This is a genomic window from Rhodococcus sp. EPR-157 (assembly GCF_001647195.1).
Lineage (GTDB): Bacteria > Actinomycetota > Actinomycetes > Mycobacteriales > Mycobacteriaceae > Rhodococcoides.
In genome coordinates this window covers 17,885-36,599 of record NZ_LVCV01000200.1, presented here as the reverse complement: position 1 = coordinate 36,599, position 18,715 = coordinate 17,885, and the positions used below count along the sequence as shown (strand labels likewise).

The 18,715-nt window shown below is 57.6% G+C and carries 20 protein-coding genes; 9 read left to right on the top strand and 11 right to left on the bottom strand.

What is annotated here, in order from left to right:
• The coding region (locus A2J03_RS09410; protein ID WP_197480689.1) for a DUF2071 domain-containing protein at positions 1 to 403 on the top strand (403 nt) is incomplete at its 5' end.
• Between the two features lie 697 nt (positions 404 to 1,100).
• Here the strand turns inward: A2J03_RS09410 and A2J03_RS09405 are convergent.
• From A2J03_RS09405 to A2J03_RS09375, 9 genes are all read right to left on the bottom strand, one after another.
• On the bottom strand, positions 1,101 to 2,534 hold the full coding sequence (locus A2J03_RS09405) for a lipopolysaccharide biosynthesis protein (RefSeq protein ID WP_068372570.1): 1,434 nt from the start codon (positions 2,532 to 2,534) through the stop codon (positions 1,101 to 1,103).
• Positions 2,535 to 2,557: 23 nt separating this feature from the next.
• Entirely contained in the window at positions 2,558 to 3,304 is a 747-nt protein-coding gene (locus tag A2J03_RS30475) for a glycosyltransferase (protein WP_197480688.1), read from the bottom strand.
• A gap of 311 nt (positions 3,305 to 3,615) precedes the next feature.
• On the bottom strand, positions 3,616 to 4,734 hold the full coding sequence (locus A2J03_RS09395) for a glycosyltransferase family 4 protein (RefSeq protein WP_068372565.1): 1,119 nt from the start codon (positions 4,732 to 4,734) through the stop codon (positions 3,616 to 3,618).
• Between the two features lie 2 nt (positions 4,735 to 4,736).
• The gene (locus tag A2J03_RS09390) at positions 4,737 to 6,242 is read right to left on the bottom strand and encodes an O-antigen ligase family protein (protein ID WP_156520292.1); all 1,506 of its coding nucleotides are present in this window, start codon (positions 6,240 to 6,242) and stop codon (positions 4,737 to 4,739) included.
• A 51-nt stretch (positions 6,243 to 6,293) separates the two neighbouring features.
• Complete coding sequence (locus tag A2J03_RS29860; RefSeq protein WP_156520291.1) at positions 6,294 to 6,797, bottom strand: acyltransferase; 504 nt, start codon at positions 6,795 to 6,797, stop codon at positions 6,294 to 6,296.
• A 190-nt stretch (positions 6,798 to 6,987) separates the two neighbouring features.
• Positions 6,988 to 7,821: a glycosyltransferase family 4 protein gene (locus A2J03_RS32025; protein ID WP_442971336.1), complete on the bottom strand. Its 834-nt coding sequence runs from the start codon at positions 7,819 to 7,821 to the stop codon at positions 6,988 to 6,990.
• A gap of 327 nt (positions 7,822 to 8,148) precedes the next feature.
• The gene (locus tag A2J03_RS29855) at positions 8,149 to 9,267 is read right to left on the bottom strand and encodes a glycosyltransferase (RefSeq protein WP_082897718.1); all 1,119 of its coding nucleotides are present in this window, start codon (positions 9,265 to 9,267) and stop codon (positions 8,149 to 8,151) included.
• A 51-nt stretch (positions 9,268 to 9,318) separates the two neighbouring features.
• Positions 9,319 to 10,836 carry a sugar transferase gene (locus tag A2J03_RS09380; protein ID WP_442971335.1) on the bottom strand — a complete coding sequence of 506 codons (1,518 nt, stop codon included), beginning with the start codon at positions 10,834 to 10,836 and terminating at the stop codon, positions 9,319 to 9,321.
• Positions 10,837 to 11,431: 595 nt separating this feature from the next.
• The gene (locus A2J03_RS09375; protein ID WP_068372556.1) at positions 11,432 to 12,751 is read right to left on the bottom strand and encodes a UDP-glucose dehydrogenase family protein; all 1,320 of its coding nucleotides are present in this window, start codon (positions 12,749 to 12,751) and stop codon (positions 11,432 to 11,434) included.
• A gap of 368 nt (positions 12,752 to 13,119) precedes the next feature.
• Here A2J03_RS09375 and A2J03_RS09370 point away from each other — a divergent pair, with 368 nt between their 5' ends.
• The 3 genes from A2J03_RS09370 (at position 13,120) to A2J03_RS32015 (ending at position 13,857) form a co-directional block, all read left to right on the top strand.
• Positions 13,120 to 13,386 (top strand): hypothetical protein, encoded by a 267-nt coding sequence (locus A2J03_RS09370; protein WP_068372554.1) that lies wholly within the window; start codon positions 13,120 to 13,122, stop codon positions 13,384 to 13,386.
• Between the two features lie 94 nt (positions 13,387 to 13,480).
• The gene (locus A2J03_RS32020) at positions 13,481 to 13,729 is read left to right on the top strand and encodes a YunG family protein (protein ID WP_442971334.1); all 249 of its coding nucleotides are present in this window, start codon (positions 13,481 to 13,483) and stop codon (positions 13,727 to 13,729) included.
• A complete protein-coding gene (locus A2J03_RS32015; protein ID WP_442971333.1) occupies positions 13,702 to 13,857 on the top strand; it encodes a YunG family protein in 156 nt (51 codons plus the stop codon). Before A2J03_RS32020 ends, A2J03_RS32015 begins: the two co-directional genes overlap by 28 nt.
• Before the next feature lie 221 nt (positions 13,858 to 14,078).
• Here the strand turns inward: A2J03_RS32015 and A2J03_RS09360 are convergent, their stop codons facing one another.
• Positions 14,079 to 14,702 (bottom strand): TetR/AcrR family transcriptional regulator, encoded by a 624-nt coding sequence (locus A2J03_RS09360; RefSeq protein WP_068372552.1) that lies wholly within the window; start codon positions 14,700 to 14,702, stop codon positions 14,079 to 14,081.
• 73 nt (positions 14,703 to 14,775) lie between these two features.
• Between A2J03_RS09360 and A2J03_RS09355 the strand changes: the two genes are divergently transcribed.
• Entirely contained in the window at positions 14,776 to 15,555 is a 780-nt protein-coding gene (locus A2J03_RS09355; protein ID WP_068372550.1) for an alpha/beta hydrolase, read from the top strand.
• Between the two features lie 75 nt (positions 15,556 to 15,630).
• Here A2J03_RS09355 and A2J03_RS09350 read toward each other — a convergent pair whose 3' ends face one another.
• Positions 15,631 to 16,545 carry a CHAD domain-containing protein gene (locus A2J03_RS09350; protein WP_068372547.1) on the bottom strand — a complete coding sequence of 305 codons (915 nt, stop codon included), beginning with the start codon at positions 16,543 to 16,545 and terminating at the stop codon, positions 15,631 to 15,633.
• A 172-nt stretch (positions 16,546 to 16,717) separates the two neighbouring features.
• Here A2J03_RS09350 and A2J03_RS09345 point away from each other — a divergent pair, with 172 nt between their 5' ends.
• The 4 genes from A2J03_RS09345 to A2J03_RS09330 all read left to right on the top strand — a co-directional run bounded on the left by A2J03_RS09345 (position 16,718) and on the right by A2J03_RS09330 (position 18,559).
• Positions 16,718 to 16,990, top strand: a complete 273-nt coding sequence (locus tag A2J03_RS09345; protein WP_068372598.1) for a DUF3263 domain-containing protein — start codon at positions 16,718 to 16,720, stop codon at positions 16,988 to 16,990.
• A 188-nt stretch (positions 16,991 to 17,178) separates the two neighbouring features.
• Complete coding sequence (locus A2J03_RS30470; RefSeq protein ID WP_156520290.1) at positions 17,179 to 17,376, top strand: hypothetical protein; 198 nt, start codon at positions 17,179 to 17,181, stop codon at positions 17,374 to 17,376.
• Positions 17,377 to 17,452: 76 nt separating this feature from the next.
• A complete protein-coding gene (locus tag A2J03_RS09335) occupies positions 17,453 to 17,647 on the top strand; it encodes a three-helix bundle dimerization domain-containing protein (RefSeq protein ID WP_068372592.1) in 195 nt (64 codons plus the stop codon).
• Between the two features lie 54 nt (positions 17,648 to 17,701).
• The gene (locus A2J03_RS09330) at positions 17,702 to 18,559 is read left to right on the top strand and encodes a haloalkane dehalogenase (protein ID WP_156520289.1); all 858 of its coding nucleotides are present in this window, start codon (positions 17,702 to 17,704) and stop codon (positions 18,557 to 18,559) included.
• The last annotated feature ends 156 nt before the right edge of the window (positions 18,560 to 18,715 follow it).

Sequence of the window (18,715 nt, the reverse complement as noted above, 5' to 3'; positions counted from 1 at the left end):
CGCGGGAACCAACCTCGCCCGCGTTCCCTATCGATGGGCCTCCATGACCATCGATGACGACACCTCGAAGATCGCCTACCGAAGTACGCGCCTGGCACCACCACACCGCGGCGTCTCAACAGATTTCGGCGTGGTTCGTGGCTCGCGCGACATGTCCGACGACCCACTTGCTGTATTCCTCACGGCGCGTTGGGGTCTGCACACTTCTTTCGCAGGACGACTTCTCTACGTGCCGAACGTGCACCGGCGCTGGCAACTGTCGGATGCCTCGGTCACTCACTGCAACGACCAGCTCGTCGGAGCTGCGGGACTTCCGAATGTCTCCAGCCGGCCACCGGACTCGGTGCTGTTCGCACCTGGTGTCTCCACGCAGTTTGGCCGGCCGTACACAGTGCAGCACTGACTGAGGACGAACCCGGACAGCGGACCGGGATGGCCAAAGCGGTCATACTCGCTGTCTGGCCGACCGGGACAACCACAGTTCCAGTCGCCACTGCGTATGGGTAGCTCCCGGCGTAGTCGGTCTCTGGATCGTAAGGCTCGTTGAGTCCAAAGTATTCACACTGGATTTCAGCAACCAAATTGTTGTTGAACGTGCTAGTGACGGTGGCACCGGCGGTAGTCACTGAGTAGGTGACGTCTCCGGGTGCCGCAGCGGCAGGTGTCGCGAGGGCGATAGAGAGGGGTATGGCAGCAACGCAGACGAGGATCGATCGGGTCGTGGTTTTACTCATGCTGACACTCCGTGGGGGTGCGGGTTCCCGACCTACGGGTCCGATTGGTGCCATGACCGTGGTACGGGTCGCGGACTTTCGTCCTATCTAGGCCATACGATTTTCGTTCGGTCCTTGGACGCTCGAACCAGTCTGTCCGTCGCAGAGCGGCTACCTTGACCGATGACAGTGCGAGTTGATGCGATCGCGACAACGAGCCAAGGGGCCGCTTCGCGCTGGATCAGTACGCCTCCAGCAGTTGCGCTTGTTGGTTCACCAGGTTGACCAGATCCGACTTGGCGCCATTTGGCACTCCGTCACTCCTGCGCCCGACCGACACGGCCACGAATATCCCTCGCACACGCAATTCACCTGGCTGGACGAGAATCAACGGCTCTTCATCGAAGCTGGTAATTCGGCAAGAATTGATCGTATATCCCGGCGGTAGCAAGGCAGACACGCCGATACCGTACAAATCGCAAGCAACAACCCGTTTGATATCAGCAGAACGGCAACCTCGCTAAGCGGATCATCAAGGCTAAACACAGTCACCGCGCCAGGAACCATGAACGAAAGCAACGTGACGATTATTAACCGCATCGAAACAAAAAGAACTGACAGCGTATCCGCAGAAGATCGCTGCTTTGCCATAAACGTACTGGCCAACCAGATTAGAATACATCCGATCGCGTACGAAAAGGCAACATACTCGACTCCAGATGAACACAGCACAACGGTCAGAAAAATCATTGCAACACGGCCAGGGAGCTCGGCCAAGAGCAAACTTCCCATTTTTGCCTCGGATAGAAATATCCAATAATAGACATATCCTAAAGCTTGAAACACACCACCAAACGCCAAAATTCGAATAACGGACTCTGCATCTGACCACTGTGAACCCAGAACTACATCCGAGACCAGCGCGGCATTAATGCCAAGCAAGACGAGAACAGGCACGAGGACGTACGAGAAGGCAACGTGCAGACGCGTAACACTTCGTCCGTAGTTCTCCGTCGATACCTGGCGCGAGAGATGGGGCAACAACACTCGCGTCATAGGCGCTGCAATTTGCGAGAGTGGGAGCATGAAAAGTTGAAATGACCGGTTGTACACCCCCGCCATCGATGCACCCAGCACTCTACCGACCGAAATTGTCTGCAGATTGACGCTTAAATAGTTGACCAACTGAGTCAATGTCGTAGCAGCACTGAACCCCAAAAAGGCCCGAATAGATACACCCCGCCGAGGCCAGCTAGGGACCCACCGACTCGCGGCAGCCAGGCCGACAGCCCCTACGAGCGCAACCGCCACCTGTTGCCAGGCCAGTGCGTAAACGCCAAGCCCTGATAGGGCTAACACTACAGCAATAACAAGACCAAGGATCTGCGGCAAAATTTCTACCAACGCCAGCGTTCCAAAACGTAATCTACGAGTAAGTAGCACCCTAAATTGGACTGACATTCCATTGAATAGAAACACGAGACTCAGGAGACTGATTACTTCCTGAAGTGATGGGCTACCATAGAAGTCAGCGACAGGACCGGCTGCGACGTTTATACATCCGCACACAAATATTCCGATAGCAGTATTGATCCAGAACAACGTGGACGATTCATGATCGGACAGTGAACGACGTTGAATCGCAGCCATCGAGAGTCCGAAATCTGAAAGCACCGCCGCAACTCCGATAACTGAACTTACCATTGCAACAGCACCGAAATCCGCCGGTTCCAAGATCCTGCTCAAAATCGCAAGGGACAAGATTTGAGTGCCAAAGCGAAGAATCTGGCCGGCTAAGGTGGCTCCGATACCACCCTTCACAGAGTCGAAGCGAAATCGCGACATCAAGCTCTACGTTCCACTGCCGAGATATACACTTCGCTATGTCGTCGACCGATGAAGTCCCATTCTCGCTCAACACCGAACGTAACACGCTGCTTCGGAATGCCCTTCGATCGAGCAGAATTAATGGCTTCAGATGTCAGTGGAGGATTGAACTGACTGATCCAAACACTGCCAAACTCTTTGACCATGGAATCCGCAACCGCACCAGCAGGCAATAGGATGGGGGTGCCGAGCGAAAGCGCCAGTAATGCTACGCCTGAATTAAACAAAGTGGAGTACGGCAAGACGATCAGTCTGGCATTTTGCGCCTCTTTGACTACCTCAACATCTGTCAAATACCCGAATGCCAACGAGACTCGGGAGTCCTGAGCCGCCGCTAATGTAATGTCGCCCTTTAAAGAATCATCGTCAATTCCACCCGCGACTCTGAGTTCGAGATCCTCATCGTCAATCTCTCGAAAAGCCTTGATCAGGCCCAGAACGTTCTTATACGGACGGATCAAGCCGAAAAATAGAATACGATTAGGGACGTGATCGCAGCGGTCGATCTGGAGGTGCTGACCGGCGTACCAGTCGCGGTAGTGACCGTGAAGAATTGTGTGAATATTTCCGCGAAGCGAATCGACGCCTACTGCGCCGTTTAGATCAATGTAGTCAAAACACATGGCATCAATCCACTTAAATGCAAGGCCCTCAGTCAGTGACGCCGACTTCTCATGAGGTGAAACGTTGTGGACTGTACGCACAATTGGAATTCCACAAATCCATATCCTTAACAGGACGGCGAACAAGACAATGCATCGCGCCTCGCTTGCAAACCTTCCACGGCGACGTACCATAGCTTCCGGCCAATGAACATGGAACACATCGTAACCCCCGCGCAAAGCGTACCTCCATGAAAAGGGCATCGATACGACGTTGCTTGGTAGACTCCGGTCAAGGAGGTGTACAAATGGATTGGACTGGTCCGACACAGACGTAAACGACTGCATTACGACTAGCGGGTCAATGCGCGCGGTGCCGGATCGATACCTTTTCCTACGCTGACGTAAGCCCATCAAAGGAACCTTCTCAACACATTTGCATATCTTCGTGCGATTGATTCCGCCCCGAACTCTTTCGCGGCCGCACGTCCAGTATCCCTCGCTTGCTGAATATCTTTATCGTACCTGCCAATAGATACCGCGTCGAAGAATTCTGATATGTCGGCGTCACGCTCTAGAATGACTCCTATGCCAACGGAGTCGATAATCTCAGCAGGACCATCACCTTCTAACGCTACTGGAAGGCGACCAACTTCTAGAGCCTCAATCATTGTTCGTCCAAACGCCTCGTGTTCGGATGCGTTGAGTACGCAGTCACATTCCGCCAATAGCGGATACACATCGTCAACTCTATCTATTACACGTATCGCCAACTGACTCTTCAAGACCCTGACCCTGATCTCCGATTCAAACGCAGACCGTTGCGCCTCATCAGAAACCCCGCCAATCAGCCACAGTTCCAAATTGTCCTTGTTTGACTTTTCAAACCCTTCGACTATCCTGCGGATACCTTTATGCTCCACCATTTGCCCGCAAACAGCCACTCTCATCCGATTGCAGAGCCTCGGAGGCGCCGCTGCAACCGCTGATGACGGTTTGAGTGGGCGAGGCACTCGATGCGATTCTGTGAGTGAATCCAAACCATACGACCTAAGCAGGGTTGCTGAAGGGGATATGACAGCGGTGCTGTATCGGCCGATACAGCCAATCAGAGCTTTACCAAACTCACTGGTAATTGTGTCATGCAAATCCACTATGTACGGCTTATTAACGAGCATCGTTGCCAATCGCAACTCTGCCAAATTCCACAAACTGAAGCCGACAACCAGGTCATATCTGCGGACCGTTCGGGTAAATGTCGCTACGCCTTGCAGAACTGCGAACATTTCGCCAAGTTTCTGCAGGCGCGACGACTTCGAGAAGCTTCCTCCAGCGCCGAATACACGGTGTTCAGGAAATTTCACTACTTGATAGTTCAGACCCTCCCCATCAAGCCGTGCCGTTAGAGGCGAGTCTTCGGGGATGACTACAGTTGCATCAATCCCAAGCTTCTGAATTTCACCAAGAATCAGAAGGAGGCTCTCCTCCGCGCCCCAGACCTGTGGCGACCTCGTAACAAAGGCCACCTTCATGGTCACGGCACGACCCGAAGCTTGGTTGGACCGACTGCGCGGTCGTCTAGACGTACGATTTGGCCACCACTGCCGCTTGATCGAGAACGTGCGTTTGCGTTCTGGTCATTGTATTTATCGAACATATTACTATCCTCTGAGTGTTTTTTCAGCACAATTCCCAGAAGCACCCACGGATATGCGTACCAAAGGGGGTTGGTCGTAATAGAAACCAGTACTATCGTCAGCGTTATCAATATACCGCGTCGGCCCAGGCGGAGTGCTACCAGAACCAGTGCCCCGACAAACAACAGTGCACCAATTAGGCCAGTGTCGTAGATTAGAGCTAGCCACCAAAAGGAGAGGTAGTCTTGACCGTTGGACGCGGTCTCGTTGATCTCAGTTTGCGGATACGCGTTTACTCCTCGTCCAATCCACCATCCGGTGTTCCGAATAATTTCTAGTGCATTATCCGCCGAGTAGGACCTGGACCTACCCGTTCCCGATGATGTATCGAACAAATCCGTAAACCGCTGTTGCAATGTGTCGACAAACTCTGACCCTAACCCAAGAGTAGGTCCGACCCTTGGAAAAACGAAAACAGCAGTCACTGCGGATACAGCAGTGAAATACCACGTCCTGAACGAGGCGTGCCGCAAGTAGAAAATCGTCGCGAGTAGGGCGTAAATTGGCCAGGAGACCCGAGTGAGCGACACAAAGATTAGAAAGCCCGATGTTGCGAATTGCATGACGAGCATTGATGGCTTGATCTTTGATGCAAACGCAAGAGAAACGCACAACGACATCAATAGGAACGACGCGAGGATATTCGGCTCCAACATCAGGCCTTTGGCCCGGATGAAGCCGTTGTTGTAGTCTCTCTCAGCAAACAACGACGCGCTACCCGCGATCTGTTCAGTGATCCATCCGACGATGCAGATTGAGGCATATGCGATCGCAACGCCTGCGCTATCTCGTGCCCAGGACTCTGCGCTGCGATCAGATTTATAGACCAAAATCAATCCGTAAAAGCCAATTGCAAGCCACATGCACAATTTCAGACTTTGGGCGGGAAGCGGCGCTGCAACGATGCTCGTCGTGATCGCGATCGCAAACCAGGCCGTCAGTAGGAATGCGGCACTCAGGAGTGTAGACGATGATTGGACAGCTTTAGAATTTAGCTTTGAACGTATCAAGTGGAGCGTCAAGACCGCGATCGCTAGATGCTCGGGTAAAACTGAAACCGGCCCGACGTCGAGCTTTAAGCCCGACAATCCAAGACAGAAGAGGAGCAGAATGCCTGCAGCATGCTCGTACTTCATGGCCGACGCAAGTACTGTGACTACAGCGAGGGCAAGCAAAACTACACCTACGCTGGCGATTCCAACCGAGGCAGACTCAGCAACTATGTAGAGAAGTCCGAGCACCACTACTGATGAAATTACAAGAGCAATCGCGATCGATGCGGATCGCCGATCGTGAATCCGAGTCGCCATCAGGAGCTCCAGCCTGTCATAGTTACTGCTCAAGCATTCCTAGAATGCGCGACTTGTGCAAGCGCCTTCAGGATTATGGTCTGCTCAGGCGACGGGGGCATCCGATGCACGTCGCGATCCAATCAATTTAGCTGGAACGCCACCGACAATTGTCATCTCGTCTATGTTGCCCCGTACGACAGCTCCGGCAGCCACCACAACACCCTTTCCGAGCTTCGCACCAGCCAGTATCGTCGCACCCGCGCCAATCCACACGTCGTCATCGATGTGTATAGATGCTCGCGTTTCGCCTTGCGCTCTAATCGGCGTCTCAGGATCGGAAATATTGTGATTTTCAGAGACAATAGTCACATTCGGCCCGAGCAGGCAGTCGTTCCCTATGTACACCCCGCCCTGGCCTAAAATGATGTTTCGCGCCCCAATCGCGGTCCGGCTTCCAACGCTTATACCGACACCTATGTTTCTAATTACTCCACTTCCTCTCAAGACGGCGTATTCATCTATTGTGGAACGTGCGCCGATTCTTACACCCTCCAGCGACAAAGCGTTGATTAGCACTCCGTGCGCGAGAACAACGCTTTTCCCCAATTTGAGCTGAGCTCCTCCTCGGATCCGGACTTGCGGTCCAATGTATGCAGCAGGGAAACCTCTGCGAACAGATCGGATCTTCTGTGTAATCTTGCCGCCGACCTCTCGCGCTAGATATCCGTTGCTGACGTTGGAGTCGACGGCTGCGTCTAGTCCTCGTGCGCGGCTATATAGATTATTTATGATGTTTCTAAGCAAGACTGCTCCTAATCTCCGAAGATTGGAGTGAATCCTGGATAATCACAGTTCGCATTGTGCGCACTACCGATCCCCAGGATTTACCAGCAATTTCTGGGCGTCGACCCTTGCCCTCTTTAATGATCCGGACAATGGCCGCAGCTATCAGATCCGTTGAATGTGGTTCAACGTAATCAGCGCTATCTCCTAGAACTTCGTGGAATATGTTGATATCGCTAACCAACACTGCAGCGCCCAACATCGAAGCTTCGATTGGCGGAAGACCAAACCCTTCGTCCAGAGAAAGGTAACAGAATAGTGCGCAGTTGCCGTATAGCCATCGTAGGTTTTCGTCAGCCACATGCCCCATGAAGATGACTTTGCCCGATTCGACAGCGGCCTGTATCTCGGACCCGAGCTCAGCAAACCTGCCTGATTTTTCGCCCACAATGACTAGTGGGAAGTCTGCCGACAGAGCAGTCGATTGCACCGCAGCCTCAATCGTCCTTTTGAGGTTTTTTCTCACATTTAGTCGACCGACTGACAAGATAAACTTGTTGGAGGTCAGGTCTACATCGGGTCTGACTGAACTATCGAACAGTGAGCTTGGAGCAGCTAACCCAGTCGGGATTACATCGCCGGGGGCTCTCCCTGAGAATCGGGTAATCCGCCTGCGCTCAGTAGTAGACGAGGTAAATATGGTGCTACAGAGTTTGAGACTGGGAAATATGGCGGATAAGTATGCTCGCTCGCGTCGGGTAAACCATTCAGGATTTGTCTTGAAGATTGCATCGTGAACATAGACAAACGATCGTCTACCCGGCGCTGCGAAGTTTTGCGACAACATAACGTCAAATTTGTGTTGCCTCGCTATAAGCGGTAGCAAGGCGAAGTTGTTGATTGGGTGCAACCGAAATGGTGTCCGAAATATCTCCACTTCATCGGGGACTGTTACCTCGATACCAGCTGCGGACGGTACGAGGAGCCCCAACTCGTCGCGTGGGAATTCGCTTTGCCATGCTTTAACTATTTCTCTTAAGACCATCTTTCCGGACGGGGGGCCATCCTCCCACCAGTACCCATCCAACAAAATGCGCAGCCTAGGGTCAGTAGACACGGGTAGCCTCGGATCGTCCCGCGTGTATTATCCAAACCGGTGAGTGTGGCATTTTCATCATGCTTTTGCTCGCCCCACGGGTTGAAGTGCTTCTGAGAGGGCCTTCGCGTAACGGTCGCAGACATCCTTCCAGCTGTAGTCACTCGCAGCTCGTGCTGCTGCAGCGCAACTCAGACTTTCCATTAGTTCAGCGTCTTTTAGCAGAGAAGTAGTAGTCTGAAAGATATCTTCGCTAGTTGGTGTTGTGAACACTCCCGAGCTGCCCAACACTTCCCGATTGTAAACGGTATCGCGCGCGACAATTGGTGCGCCGCAGGCCATAGCTTGCACGAGCGCCGGATTGGTTCCACCTACACTGTGGCCATGGAAATACGCGCCGGCGTTTTGCCAGAGAGAGAAGAGCTTTCGGTCGTCGCTCAGATGTCCGAGCCAATGGACCCGGTGAGCGCGATCGGCGAGCGACCTTACTCGATCCTCTATCTCACCACCGTACCCTGACGACCCTACAATGACGACAACATGACTCGCTGATATTCTTTCCGCCGCTTCGATGAATTCGTTGATTGAATTTTCCGGCACGAACCGAGCAACCAAAAGAACGTATTTCCTGCGTTCGAATGGCTTCACCAGGGGTAGCTGCTCAGGAGCATCGCCACCGTAGGGAATAAATATCCCGGACCTTCTGAACTGAGACTGCCATCGTCTTTCAATTTCGATCGAGTCGCAAACAATGTGGTCTGCGTATTTGCCAGTCATCGCGGCTCCGCCGCGAAATACTGACTTTGCGACACGACCCCACTTGTCCCGTTCCCATTCGATCCCATCTACGTTGACAACCGTCGGAATCGATCTGGCCCGTAGTGCTGGAAGCCAATAACCGTTGGCGACATTCATGACAAGAGCGACGTCCGGCTTACTTCGTACCACATCGATGGTAGAACTGAGTCCGAAGGAGAGCGTACTTATCGATCGGGTGTCGAGGCCGTAGGATGTTTTGGACTTGACTCTGGGGTCTACTGTCGGATCGTCGTCTTTGATCGCGTCGGCGCGTCCGTACACCGTGACGTCCCACCCGTCATCGGCTAGAGATGGGGCAAGGCGTCGAACCAATGTCTCGAATCCGCCGTAGTAGCTCGGATATCCCCTTGTTCCTAGAATTGCAACTGACCTGCCCACAACAGGTGTCCTCTCAATCAAGTACTTTCGCCAACGGTGCGCAAGAGTTCGCTAGTAAGCGCCGTCGCTAACCGCAACTGCCTTCACCGTCTTCGCGATGATCAGCAGGTCGCCGACCATCGACCAGTTCTCCACGTACGAAAGATCAAGCCGCACTGTTTCTTCCCAGGACAGATCCGACCTACCGCTGACCTGCCACAAGCCGGTGATGCCAGGCTTGACCAACAGCCGACGGCGAACGTCACCATCGTATGTCTCAACTTCACGGCGAAGAGGCGGCCTCGGTCCGACTACGCTCATTTCCCGTCTGAGCACGTTTATGAATTGGGGTAGCTCGTCGATGCTGAAACGCCGCATGAACTTCCCGACCTTGGTGACTCGCGGATCGTCACGCATCTTGAACAAGACACCGCCCTCGCTCTCGTTCTGAGCAAGAAGAGAGTCCACCTTTTGATCGGCGTCCTGAACCATGCTGCGAAACTTGATCATCGGGAAGGGCTTGCCGTCGATGCCCATTCGCTCCGACCTGTAGAAGATCGGTCCGCGGCTAGTAGCCTTCACCGCGACCGCTGCAATCAAGAGAATCGGTGCGATCACGAGAAGGACTGCAGTAGCGAAGAGGAAGTCGAATGCGGTCTTGCTGAAGCGCGTTGCACCGTTGTACTGAGGCTTCTCGACATGGATCAATGGAAAGCCAGCGACTGGGCGCATGACCAGGCGGGGTCCTGCGACATCGACGACGCCAGGTGCGACTACAAGGTCGACGTTCTTCTTCTCGAGGTCCCACACCATCTTGCGAATGCCCTTGGTACCTAGATGTTCGGTCGCGGTCACTGCGACCGTATCGGCCCCTGAGGTCTCGATAGCTTCGACAACGCTGTACTCGTCGCCCAGGACAGGAATCTCGTAGCCATCCAGAAAGATTGCGTCGCGCTCCGGCTCGTATCCAGGCAGGCACATCCCCACCACGCTGTACCCGGCGCCCGGTGATCGCTCGAACTGCTTGGCCATCGATACCGCGGCCTTGCGGCTGCCCACGATCAACACAGCCGTTTGGTACTTCCCTTTGCTGCGCTGCTTGGAGACACCCTTCCGCCACAGCCACCGACTGACCAGCAGCCCGAGCAGCCCAACAGGAAGGGCAATAGCGAGATAGAGCCTCGCGATGTCTATCTTCAATAACAGGGAGAGAATTGCGATGACTCCGAAAAGGCGGAACGTAGCGGAAACGATCCGGCGATACTCTTCAGCCCCGTTGCCGATGACGCGGGGAGAGCGTGTTCGAAAGATTGCGAGAAAGGCGATCCATAGCGCTGCTAGTCCGACCGAGACACCTGTGTAGCTTGCGAGCGCTTTCGCGCCCTCAACCTGTAGTTCACCGAACCGAATGAGTTGAGCGGTCGCCACCGCTGCGATCACGACCGCCACGTCGGTGACTCTGAGCCTGTCGACGTACTGGCGCTCCCACACCCGTCTCGACGTCAGATGGTTGACTCTCTCCACGGGCTTCTGGGCCTTGTCAGTAGCACCCCCGCGTGGAGTCTGCTGCACCGTTCCGATTGTTGCCACCGACCCCCCCTCCTCACTTCTGCCTTGCAGCTTGTGCCGACTGCCTTTGGTACATGAACTGTGGTCACGACACGTCGTCACTGACATGAGGACCGGTTGTAACTCTGTCGCGCTGCTCAAGCATTCAAATTTTCGCACGCTATCTGTAAAGCGACTCGCTGAGTGGGTCACATCACAAAATGATTACACCGACCCAGTTTGTTTACCACACTCACGATCGACCCGCGGGGTTTGCGCGTGAGAACTTCCGGCACAGAATGAATCGACAATCAGTCAACATTTGTTACCGAGGTATCGAGTCGACCTCGACTTCTTGTCGAATCTCACTGCGCTACAGACGATCTCTGAGTTCAAATCACAACAGTTTCCACTCCACCGGCGAAGTAACACAGGCGAAACATTAATGCACGATTGGTTCTCTTATCAGAAGGAGGAATTCAGACGAAGCAATCCCGTGGATGATTCACCGGTAGCAACCGGTGATTGTGCCCGGTTCGGTATGACTACACAAACGTGCTGCAAGGAATCTGTAGGTCAATCGAATGACCCCAATTTTTCGTCCCGAGAGGTAGACGAAGTCAGTCTCCAGGGATGGCTACGGTCGCCCAAGCCCGCGGTAGGTCCAGCCAGCTGCCCGCCATTCCTCCGGGTCGAGACAGTTACGGCCGTCGATCAAGGTTTTCGCCCGAACCACCCCATCGAAATCGGCAGGCTTCAGCGCCTTGAACTCTTTCCACTCGGTGAGCACCAAGACGACGTCGGCGCCCTCGCACGCATCGAGCGCCGAGGCACTGTAGCCAAGCGTCGGGAAGAGCGCCCGCGAGTTGTCCATCGCTTTGGGGTCGTAGACATTCACAGCGGCGCCCTGAAGCTGGATCTGACCAGCGACGTTGAGGGCAGGCGAGTCTCGGACGTCGTCAGAGTCGGGCTTGAACGCAGCACCCAGGACGCCGACACGAGCACCGAGGAGGGACCCGCACGCTTCCCTGGCCAGCTCCACCATGCGGGTACGCCGACGCATATTGATGTTGTCGACCTCACGAAGGAACGTCAATGCCTGGTCAGCGCCTAGCTCGCCCGCACGGGCCATGAACGCACGGATGTCCTTGGGGAGGCAACCACCACCGAACCCGATACCTGCGTTCAAGAACTTTCGACCGATACGGTCGTCGTGACCGATCGCATCGGCCAGGATCTTCACGTCCGCGCCGGAGGCTTCACAGACCTCAGCGATCGCGTTGATGAACGAGATCTTGGTGGCCAGGAACGCGTTGGCGGAAGCCTTGACCAGCTCAGCTGTCGCCAGATCGGTCACTAGGAACGGGATGTTCTCGTCGAGGAGCTGCGCGTAGACCTCGCGGGCGAGCGCTTCCGCGCGACCTGGCCTGTCGCGATCCACCCCCAGAACCAGTCTGTCGGGATGCAGGGTGTCCTGGACGGCAAACCCCTCGCGCAGGAATTCCGGGTTCCATGCGATCTCGACGTCGTCACCTGCGGGCGCGAGCTCGCGAGCAAGCGCACCCAAACGGGCGGCGGTACCGACGGGGACTGTTGACTTGCCGAAGACGACGGCCGGCTTGGTAAGCAATGGGGCAAGGGTCTCAATAACGGAGTCGACGTAGATCATGTCGGCCGCGAATTCGCCCTTCTTCTGCGGTGTACCCACGCCGAGGAAGTGGACGTCTGCGAACTCAACAGCCTCTTCATACGAAGCAGTGAACCGGAGTCGTCCCGCCGCGATGTTGCGCTGAAGGACCTCTTCGAGCCCAGGCTCGTAGAACGGGACCTCACCTGCTTCGAGCTTGGCAATCTTGGCCGGGTCGACGTCGACGCCCAGCACCTCGTGGCCCAACTCGGCCATGCAGGCCGCATGAGTCGCTCCGAGATAGCCGGTCCCGAACACTGTGATCCGCATATTGCTTGTCATCCCCCGTGTGAACCCGAACTAGAGAATCCGAGTGGTTGTGCAGAAGTAAGGTTCGGTGCGTCGGCGTCGACGGCCTGCCCTCGCATGCACATGATAGTCGGAAGGACCAACCGACCGCGCGCCCTACTCTGCTTCCTGCGGCGTCCTGTTCGAACTCACAAACCTCGACACTTGCCGCGAGATCGCTGCCGGGCCAACGGAACACAAACACCTGATGAACCAAGCGTCGTTCTTCTTTTTCGATGTAGTTCATGCGAACGACACGTTTGTCGGGTAAGAATCATCGCGATCAAAACAGTGGACATCCATCGCCCCGCGTCAGAAAATAGTCTTTCCCGACCGAAAGAGGTGACACCATGTCCGATGCTCAGTACAACCAGATCGATGACGAGGTCCGTACCCTCGTTCGGCTCTGCGGGTACTCACCGGAGCGTGCTCGCACAGAGCTCGACGCTCTCTCGTACCGCGATAAGGTCGGGTTGATCCCCGCCGCCCATGCACTCCAAATTTTGGCAAGAACTGCAAGTGCCACCGACGAGTCCGAGGCACTCGTTGCGAACCGTCAGCGGTGGCGCGCGATCCTCCGGGGTTCCGAGAACTGGTCCGAGTCGCTCGCTGCCTGACTCTGTTCGTGGGCTGGACTGGCCCACGTTCGGAAGTGACTAGCAGCGTTCGATTGCCGAAGATCGTGACGGAGTACGCATGTAGTCTGCGGCGATGCGTCGCGTCTCCCTCACACAGTTGACTGCGGCGCTTCACGAGTCTTGGGGCCCGGACACCTGCGCACCCGAAAACGTCAGCTCCTGGACAGAGGCGAACCCGTCGCGCGGACAGTGCGCCACGACCGCAATCGTTGTCCACGACTACTTCGGCGGCGAACTCGTTCGCGGCGAGGTACACGTCGGTGGCGTGCAAGTGACTACCACTGGTGGAACCGATTGCCAGACGGAACGGATATCGATCTGACCCGCGGCCAATTCTCATCGGATGAAAAGGTGACGGGCCGCGTTGTCATCCCCCGCCCAACTGGGGCGACTCGGCTGGATCGCGAGTACGCCCTCCTCGCGAACCGCGTCGCCGCGAAGATCCCATAGTCTCGCTCGGGTGTGGCGAGGCCCATCTGGCCGGCGGCGGTGAACCGGGCCACGTCGCGGCGGCGGTCGAGGCCACCACCGCGTTCTACGTCACTGGGGACGGACGGTGAAGTCCCACAACTCGGTTCGAGATCGGGCCGCCTCGCGACAGGCGTTCCAGAGACCTGCATCGACCGGTAGTTGAGGCATCGGACGCAGTTCTGGCCAGTAGTGAAAGTCGGTCACCGCGTTGGTGTGAACGCGGGGGCGAGCGTTGCCACGGCCAGCTCGAACGCGGCATCGACGCGGTCGACGTCGCCCGTCGCTACGAGGTCGAGGTGCAGTCCTCTGAGAACCGCCAACACCAGGGTGGCTGCGTGGCGTGCAACAGAGGGATCGACTCCGTCGCCGATCAAAGGGGCCTCGATCTGCGGCAGCCAGTCGGTGACGATCGAGTCGGTGAACCACCGATACTGCTCGGGGTGATGCGAGGCCAAGCCGAACAGCTCGAACATCATTCGGAACTGCCGACTCTGCGCAGGGTCCAACCATCGCCGCCACAGGGTGCGGAGCGTCTCCAATGGAGTTAGACCTACGAGCTCGGGGTCTTCGCGGAGGGTGGCGAGCAGGTCCTCGTTGATGGCGCGGGTGATCTCCTCGACGAGCGCTTCCTTCGACCTGAACTGACGTACCACCGTCGCGATGGTCACCCCCATCGCTGAGGCCAGAGGCCGCAGCGTGAGATCCGAGACGCCATGGTCGAGGACGTAGTGGGTGGCGGCGGCCACCAATTCCGGTCGACGGTGTGCCCAGCGGGCGGCGCGGCCGTCGACCGAAGCGTTGGGCTCGTCGCCTCCTCGATCCATACGGTCACTCTAACGATGGATATAACCGGATCGACCGATTGCCAAATCGAACGATCCGTGTAGATTCACGCGCATGTCCAATCGCCACGTCGTCCTTGTTCACGGCACCTGGGGCCGGGGTACCCCCACATGGTGGGGCTCAGCCTCGCAGGCCTTCACCGACCGCGGGTTCACCGTCCACACTCCGACCCTGCGTCACCACGAACTACCCCGCGAAGAAGGTGCGCCACTGATCGCGGGCCTCAGTCTGCGGGACTACACCGACGACCTGGTCGAGCTGTGCCGATCCCTGGATTCCCCGCCCCTGGTGGCAGGGCTCTCGATGGGCGGACTGCTGGTGCAGTTGGTCGCAGCGCGAACCCCGACCGCAGGTGTCGTCGCCGTAGCGCCGGCACCTGCAGCAGGCATCTTCGCCGTGTACCCGAGCATGATTCGCCTGTTCGGGACCCATTTCCTCCACCCCAGTGCGCCATGGCGTCGACCACTGATGCCCACCATGACCCGCTTCAAGGTCATCGCACAGCATCAGCCGCCCGAGCACGTCCGCGAACTCTTCGACGACGCAGTCGCCGAATCGGGCCGAGCGTATTGCGAGATGAGTTTCCCGTATCTGGACCGGCACCACGCGGCAACCGTCGACTTCGCCGCAGTCACCGCCCCTGTACTCGTGATCGGAGCCGAACAGGACAGGGCCGTCAACCCGAGAATCCCCCGCGCTACCGCACGGCGGTACTCCGACGCGGACCATATCGAGATCCCAGGAGCCGATCATGCACTGTTCGACCGGCCGTTCCTCGATCTGACCATGACCGCAATCGACAACTGGATGACCGAAACGGCGGTCTACGCCTGAACACAGTCCGACAATGCTCTGGGCGACTTACAGAGCATTGTCGGGCAGTGCAGCGACGTCGACCGTCCGTACCGGTCAGAGCTTCAGGGTGCGAGCGCGCCGTTGCGCGGCTGCAGCTGCCTGCTGCTCGTGTGCGAACAGCAGCCCGTACGTGAAACCGTTCTCTGCAGGCCGGGTTCCCGCCGCAGCTCCGAGGCGGCGAAGAAACTCTGCCGCGACCAAGCTGTCCTGGTGTTCGCCGAGCACTTCCTGCACGTGTTTGTAGCGCCGGATCTTCTTCTTGGCGTGCTTCTTGCCGACCAGCGGTGTCGCCAGCTCTGCGGCGTACCGGGCACGCTTGAACGCCTTACGGGCTCGGTGCAGGGCTTCGTCATCGCCGGCCTCGCCCGCGATCGCAGCCTTCAGCCGGGTACGGGCCTTCTTGCCGGCCTTGTTCGCCAGTGACGTCACGTTCCTGCGCGGCACGGAACGCACCGAGGAGTCGAGGGCGTCGAGTGCGCCTATCAGCGCGGCGTACCGATCGCCGGTGAGAACGGTATCGACATCAGCTCGGTAGGTGCGCTGTTCGGCAGCGAGGGTGGTCTCGATGTCGGCGGCCACGGGACCGAGCACCCACTCGTCGGGGAGATCGGCCACGGCTTGCGCGAAGCGAGCGCGCTGCACTTCGTGGTCGCGAACGTGGCCGAGGATCCCGGCGTACCAGGACAGTTCCTCGTCCAGATGGGTAGCGACGGCCGGGTCGAAGGTGTCGGCGAAGACGCGAAGCGTGCTGCGAAGTCTGCGGATGGCGACGCGCGTGGGATGGATCGGATCCTCGCCGCGGCGCAGCGCGGCATCGCCGTCTCGAATGGCACTGATCTGCTCACGCACGTAGGCGGCCACCGGTGCCGCAGCCGCATCTCGATGTGGTGTCGAGGAAATCGTCGATGTCGTCATCGGTATGGATGCCCCGAGTACATAGAGATCGAAACCATCACGATTCGGTCCCACGCTCCGAGGATTCACGCCGGGGAGTGGGGTTCGGTCCGGCGGCTCGGTGCCCACCGGGCTTGTCAGGCCAATATTGGGTTGTACATGGCGTTTTTTCAGTGTTCACCTTGTCGTCGCTCTATGGATGCTTGCAGCGTCTGCGAAGGTCGACTGGCCGGGTGATACTGCAGTCATGCCGTCGACACCCCACACCCCGCACGAGCGCGATCGGATGCTCGCGTTCGCCGTGCAGTGGATGCCCTACGGCGGCGGCGACGCCGAAGACATCATGGTCGCGTTCGGGATCCCGTCGGAGACGTATTTCCGCAGGCTGAGGCACCTACTTGCCGACCCGGGGCAGACCGTCGACCTCGACGCGCGGACCGTGGAAGCGTTGCTGCGGCTGTGCCGTGGCCGCCTCGAACACAGCGCAGCATCCGTCGGCCACCCACAGGTCGGGCAATGACCACCACGCGCGCAGTGGGCACAGTCACGGCGTCAGCGCAGTTCATCACGTATTCACCTGAGACAGACCACTCTTCACGTTCCGATGACCGGAAGATGAACGCACCCAGCACAAAGCCAACGCCACCAACCGCATCACGAAGAGCGCCCGACAGCTCCGATCGTGCGCAGGCGCAGGTCTTCGCTGCGATGTTGACCGCTGAAATCGACGCCGTCTCAGCGCTCGTCGACGAAGCCGAACTACTCGCCCACAAAGCCAGGCAAGTCGGCCAAGGCACCGCCCGGCTCTGGCACAACGAAGAAGCCCGTTCGCAGCGAAAGATGTTGTACCAGCTTCACCGCCAACTCGACGCCATCCACACGCGGTTTCCCGATGTCGCGGGGTAGGCACCGACGGCACGACCCCGAGACAGCGCAGGACCCCCTGTTGACCGCACCCCGAGCAGAGCGCATGGTTGAACTCATGACGACCACCACCGAACACGAGCACATCGACGCCGTCCGTGATCGCCTCGAAACCCTGTTTCCCGACGTGCCGCGGTCAGTCATCGACGAGACCATCGCCGCAGAGCACGCCCGCTTCGACGGCAACTCCATCCGCGACTTCGTCCCGTTGTTCGTCGAGCGCAAAGCCCGCAAAGCCCTCCAGACCCACTAGCGGCCCGCGACAGTCCGCAGAGGCCCCGCCGGTTCAGGCCGAAGGAACACCCTGGTGAAGCCACGAACTCTGCCCGTGCTCGGCAGCACGATGAGCTTCACGGATGCGGGCTCCGGTCCACTCGTACTCTTTCTGCACGGCAATCCCACCTCGTCCTACCTTTGGCGCAACATCGCGCCCGCCGTCGCAGCACACGGCTACCGAACGATCGCGGTCGATCTGATCGGAATGGGAGCTTCAGGCGCGTCCAATCGAGGCTATCGTTTGGTCGATCACCTCGCCCACCTCGAAACTTTTCTCGACGCGCTTGCGGTCAACGAGCTCACGCTCGTCGGTCACGACTGGGGAGGCGTCCTGGCGCTTGCCCTCGCTCGGTCACGACCCGATCAGGTGCGCGGGGTCTCGATCCTCGAGGCACACATCCACCCGATCGACAGTTGGTCGGATCTCCCCCGACCAGATCAGGAGATGTTCTCGAGACTTAGAGCCGAGGGTTCAGGAGAGCAGACGGTCCTGGAGGAGAACATTTTCGTCGAAGTCGTTCTCCCCTCTGGCATCGTTCGCAGCCTGAGCCGAGAGGATCACGATCGCTATCGGGCACCCTTCCAAGATCCCGCGTCTCGTGCGCCCATTCTGCAGTGGGTGCGCGAGATCCCCATCGCGGGTAACCCGTCTGACGTCGCCCACGTGATCCGCGAGAACCTCGATGTCTTCCGCGACCCCGCTTTGCCCACGCTCCTGATACACGGCACGCCAGGCGCCCTCATTGGCCCCGCCGAGATCGCATGGTGCTCCGCTCATGGCCAGAGCATGACGTTCGCAGCCGTCGGAGCCGGAACTCACTTCCTCCCCGAAGATCGCCCGAGCGAGATCGTGACCGCTCTCGCAAGCTGGCTCACCGCCGTCTCCTAAGGCCATCGTCAAGAGATGAGCGCGACACAGGTTCCTCGCGGACCTGCGTCCCGTTCGGGTTTGCAAAGGAAGCACTCGAGTTTCACGCATTCGACTCCACCACTGAGCTTCTCGTCTGCCCGAAAACAGCCGCTCGCCACCTCCGTCGAATTCCGG

Coding starts and splice junctions, on each gene's coding strand:
- A2J03_RS09395 (WP_068372565.1), bottom strand. CDS start 4,734: ATGAAGGTGGCCTTTGTTACGAGGTCGCCACAGGTCTGGGGCGCGGAG.
- A2J03_RS32025 (WP_442971336.1), bottom strand. CDS start 7,821: ATGTTGTCGCAAAACTTCGCAGCGCCGGGTAGACGATCGTTTGTCTAT.
- A2J03_RS09375 (WP_068372556.1), bottom strand. CDS start 12,751: ATGCGGATCACAGTGTTCGGGACCGGCTATCTCGGAGCGACTCATGCG.
- A2J03_RS09370 (WP_068372554.1), top strand. CDS start 13,120: ATGTCCGATGCTCAGTACAACCAGATCGATGACGAGGTCCGTACCCTC.
- A2J03_RS32020 (WP_442971334.1), top strand. CDS start 13,481: ATGCGTCGCGTCTCCCTCACACAGTTGACTGCGGCGCTTCACGAGTCT.
- A2J03_RS09360 (WP_068372552.1), bottom strand. CDS start 14,702: ATGGATCGAGGAGGCGACGAGCCCAACGCTTCGGTCGACGGCCGCGCC.
- A2J03_RS09355 (WP_068372550.1), top strand. CDS start 14,776: ATGTCCAATCGCCACGTCGTCCTTGTTCACGGCACCTGGGGCCGGGGT.
- A2J03_RS09345 (WP_068372598.1), top strand. CDS start 16,718: ATGCCGTCGACACCCCACACCCCGCACGAGCGCGATCGGATGCTCGCG.
- A2J03_RS30470 (WP_156520290.1), top strand. CDS start 17,179: ATGTTGACCGCTGAAATCGACGCCGTCTCAGCGCTCGTCGACGAAGCC.
- A2J03_RS09335 (WP_068372592.1), top strand. CDS start 17,453: ATGACGACCACCACCGAACACGAGCACATCGACGCCGTCCGTGATCGC.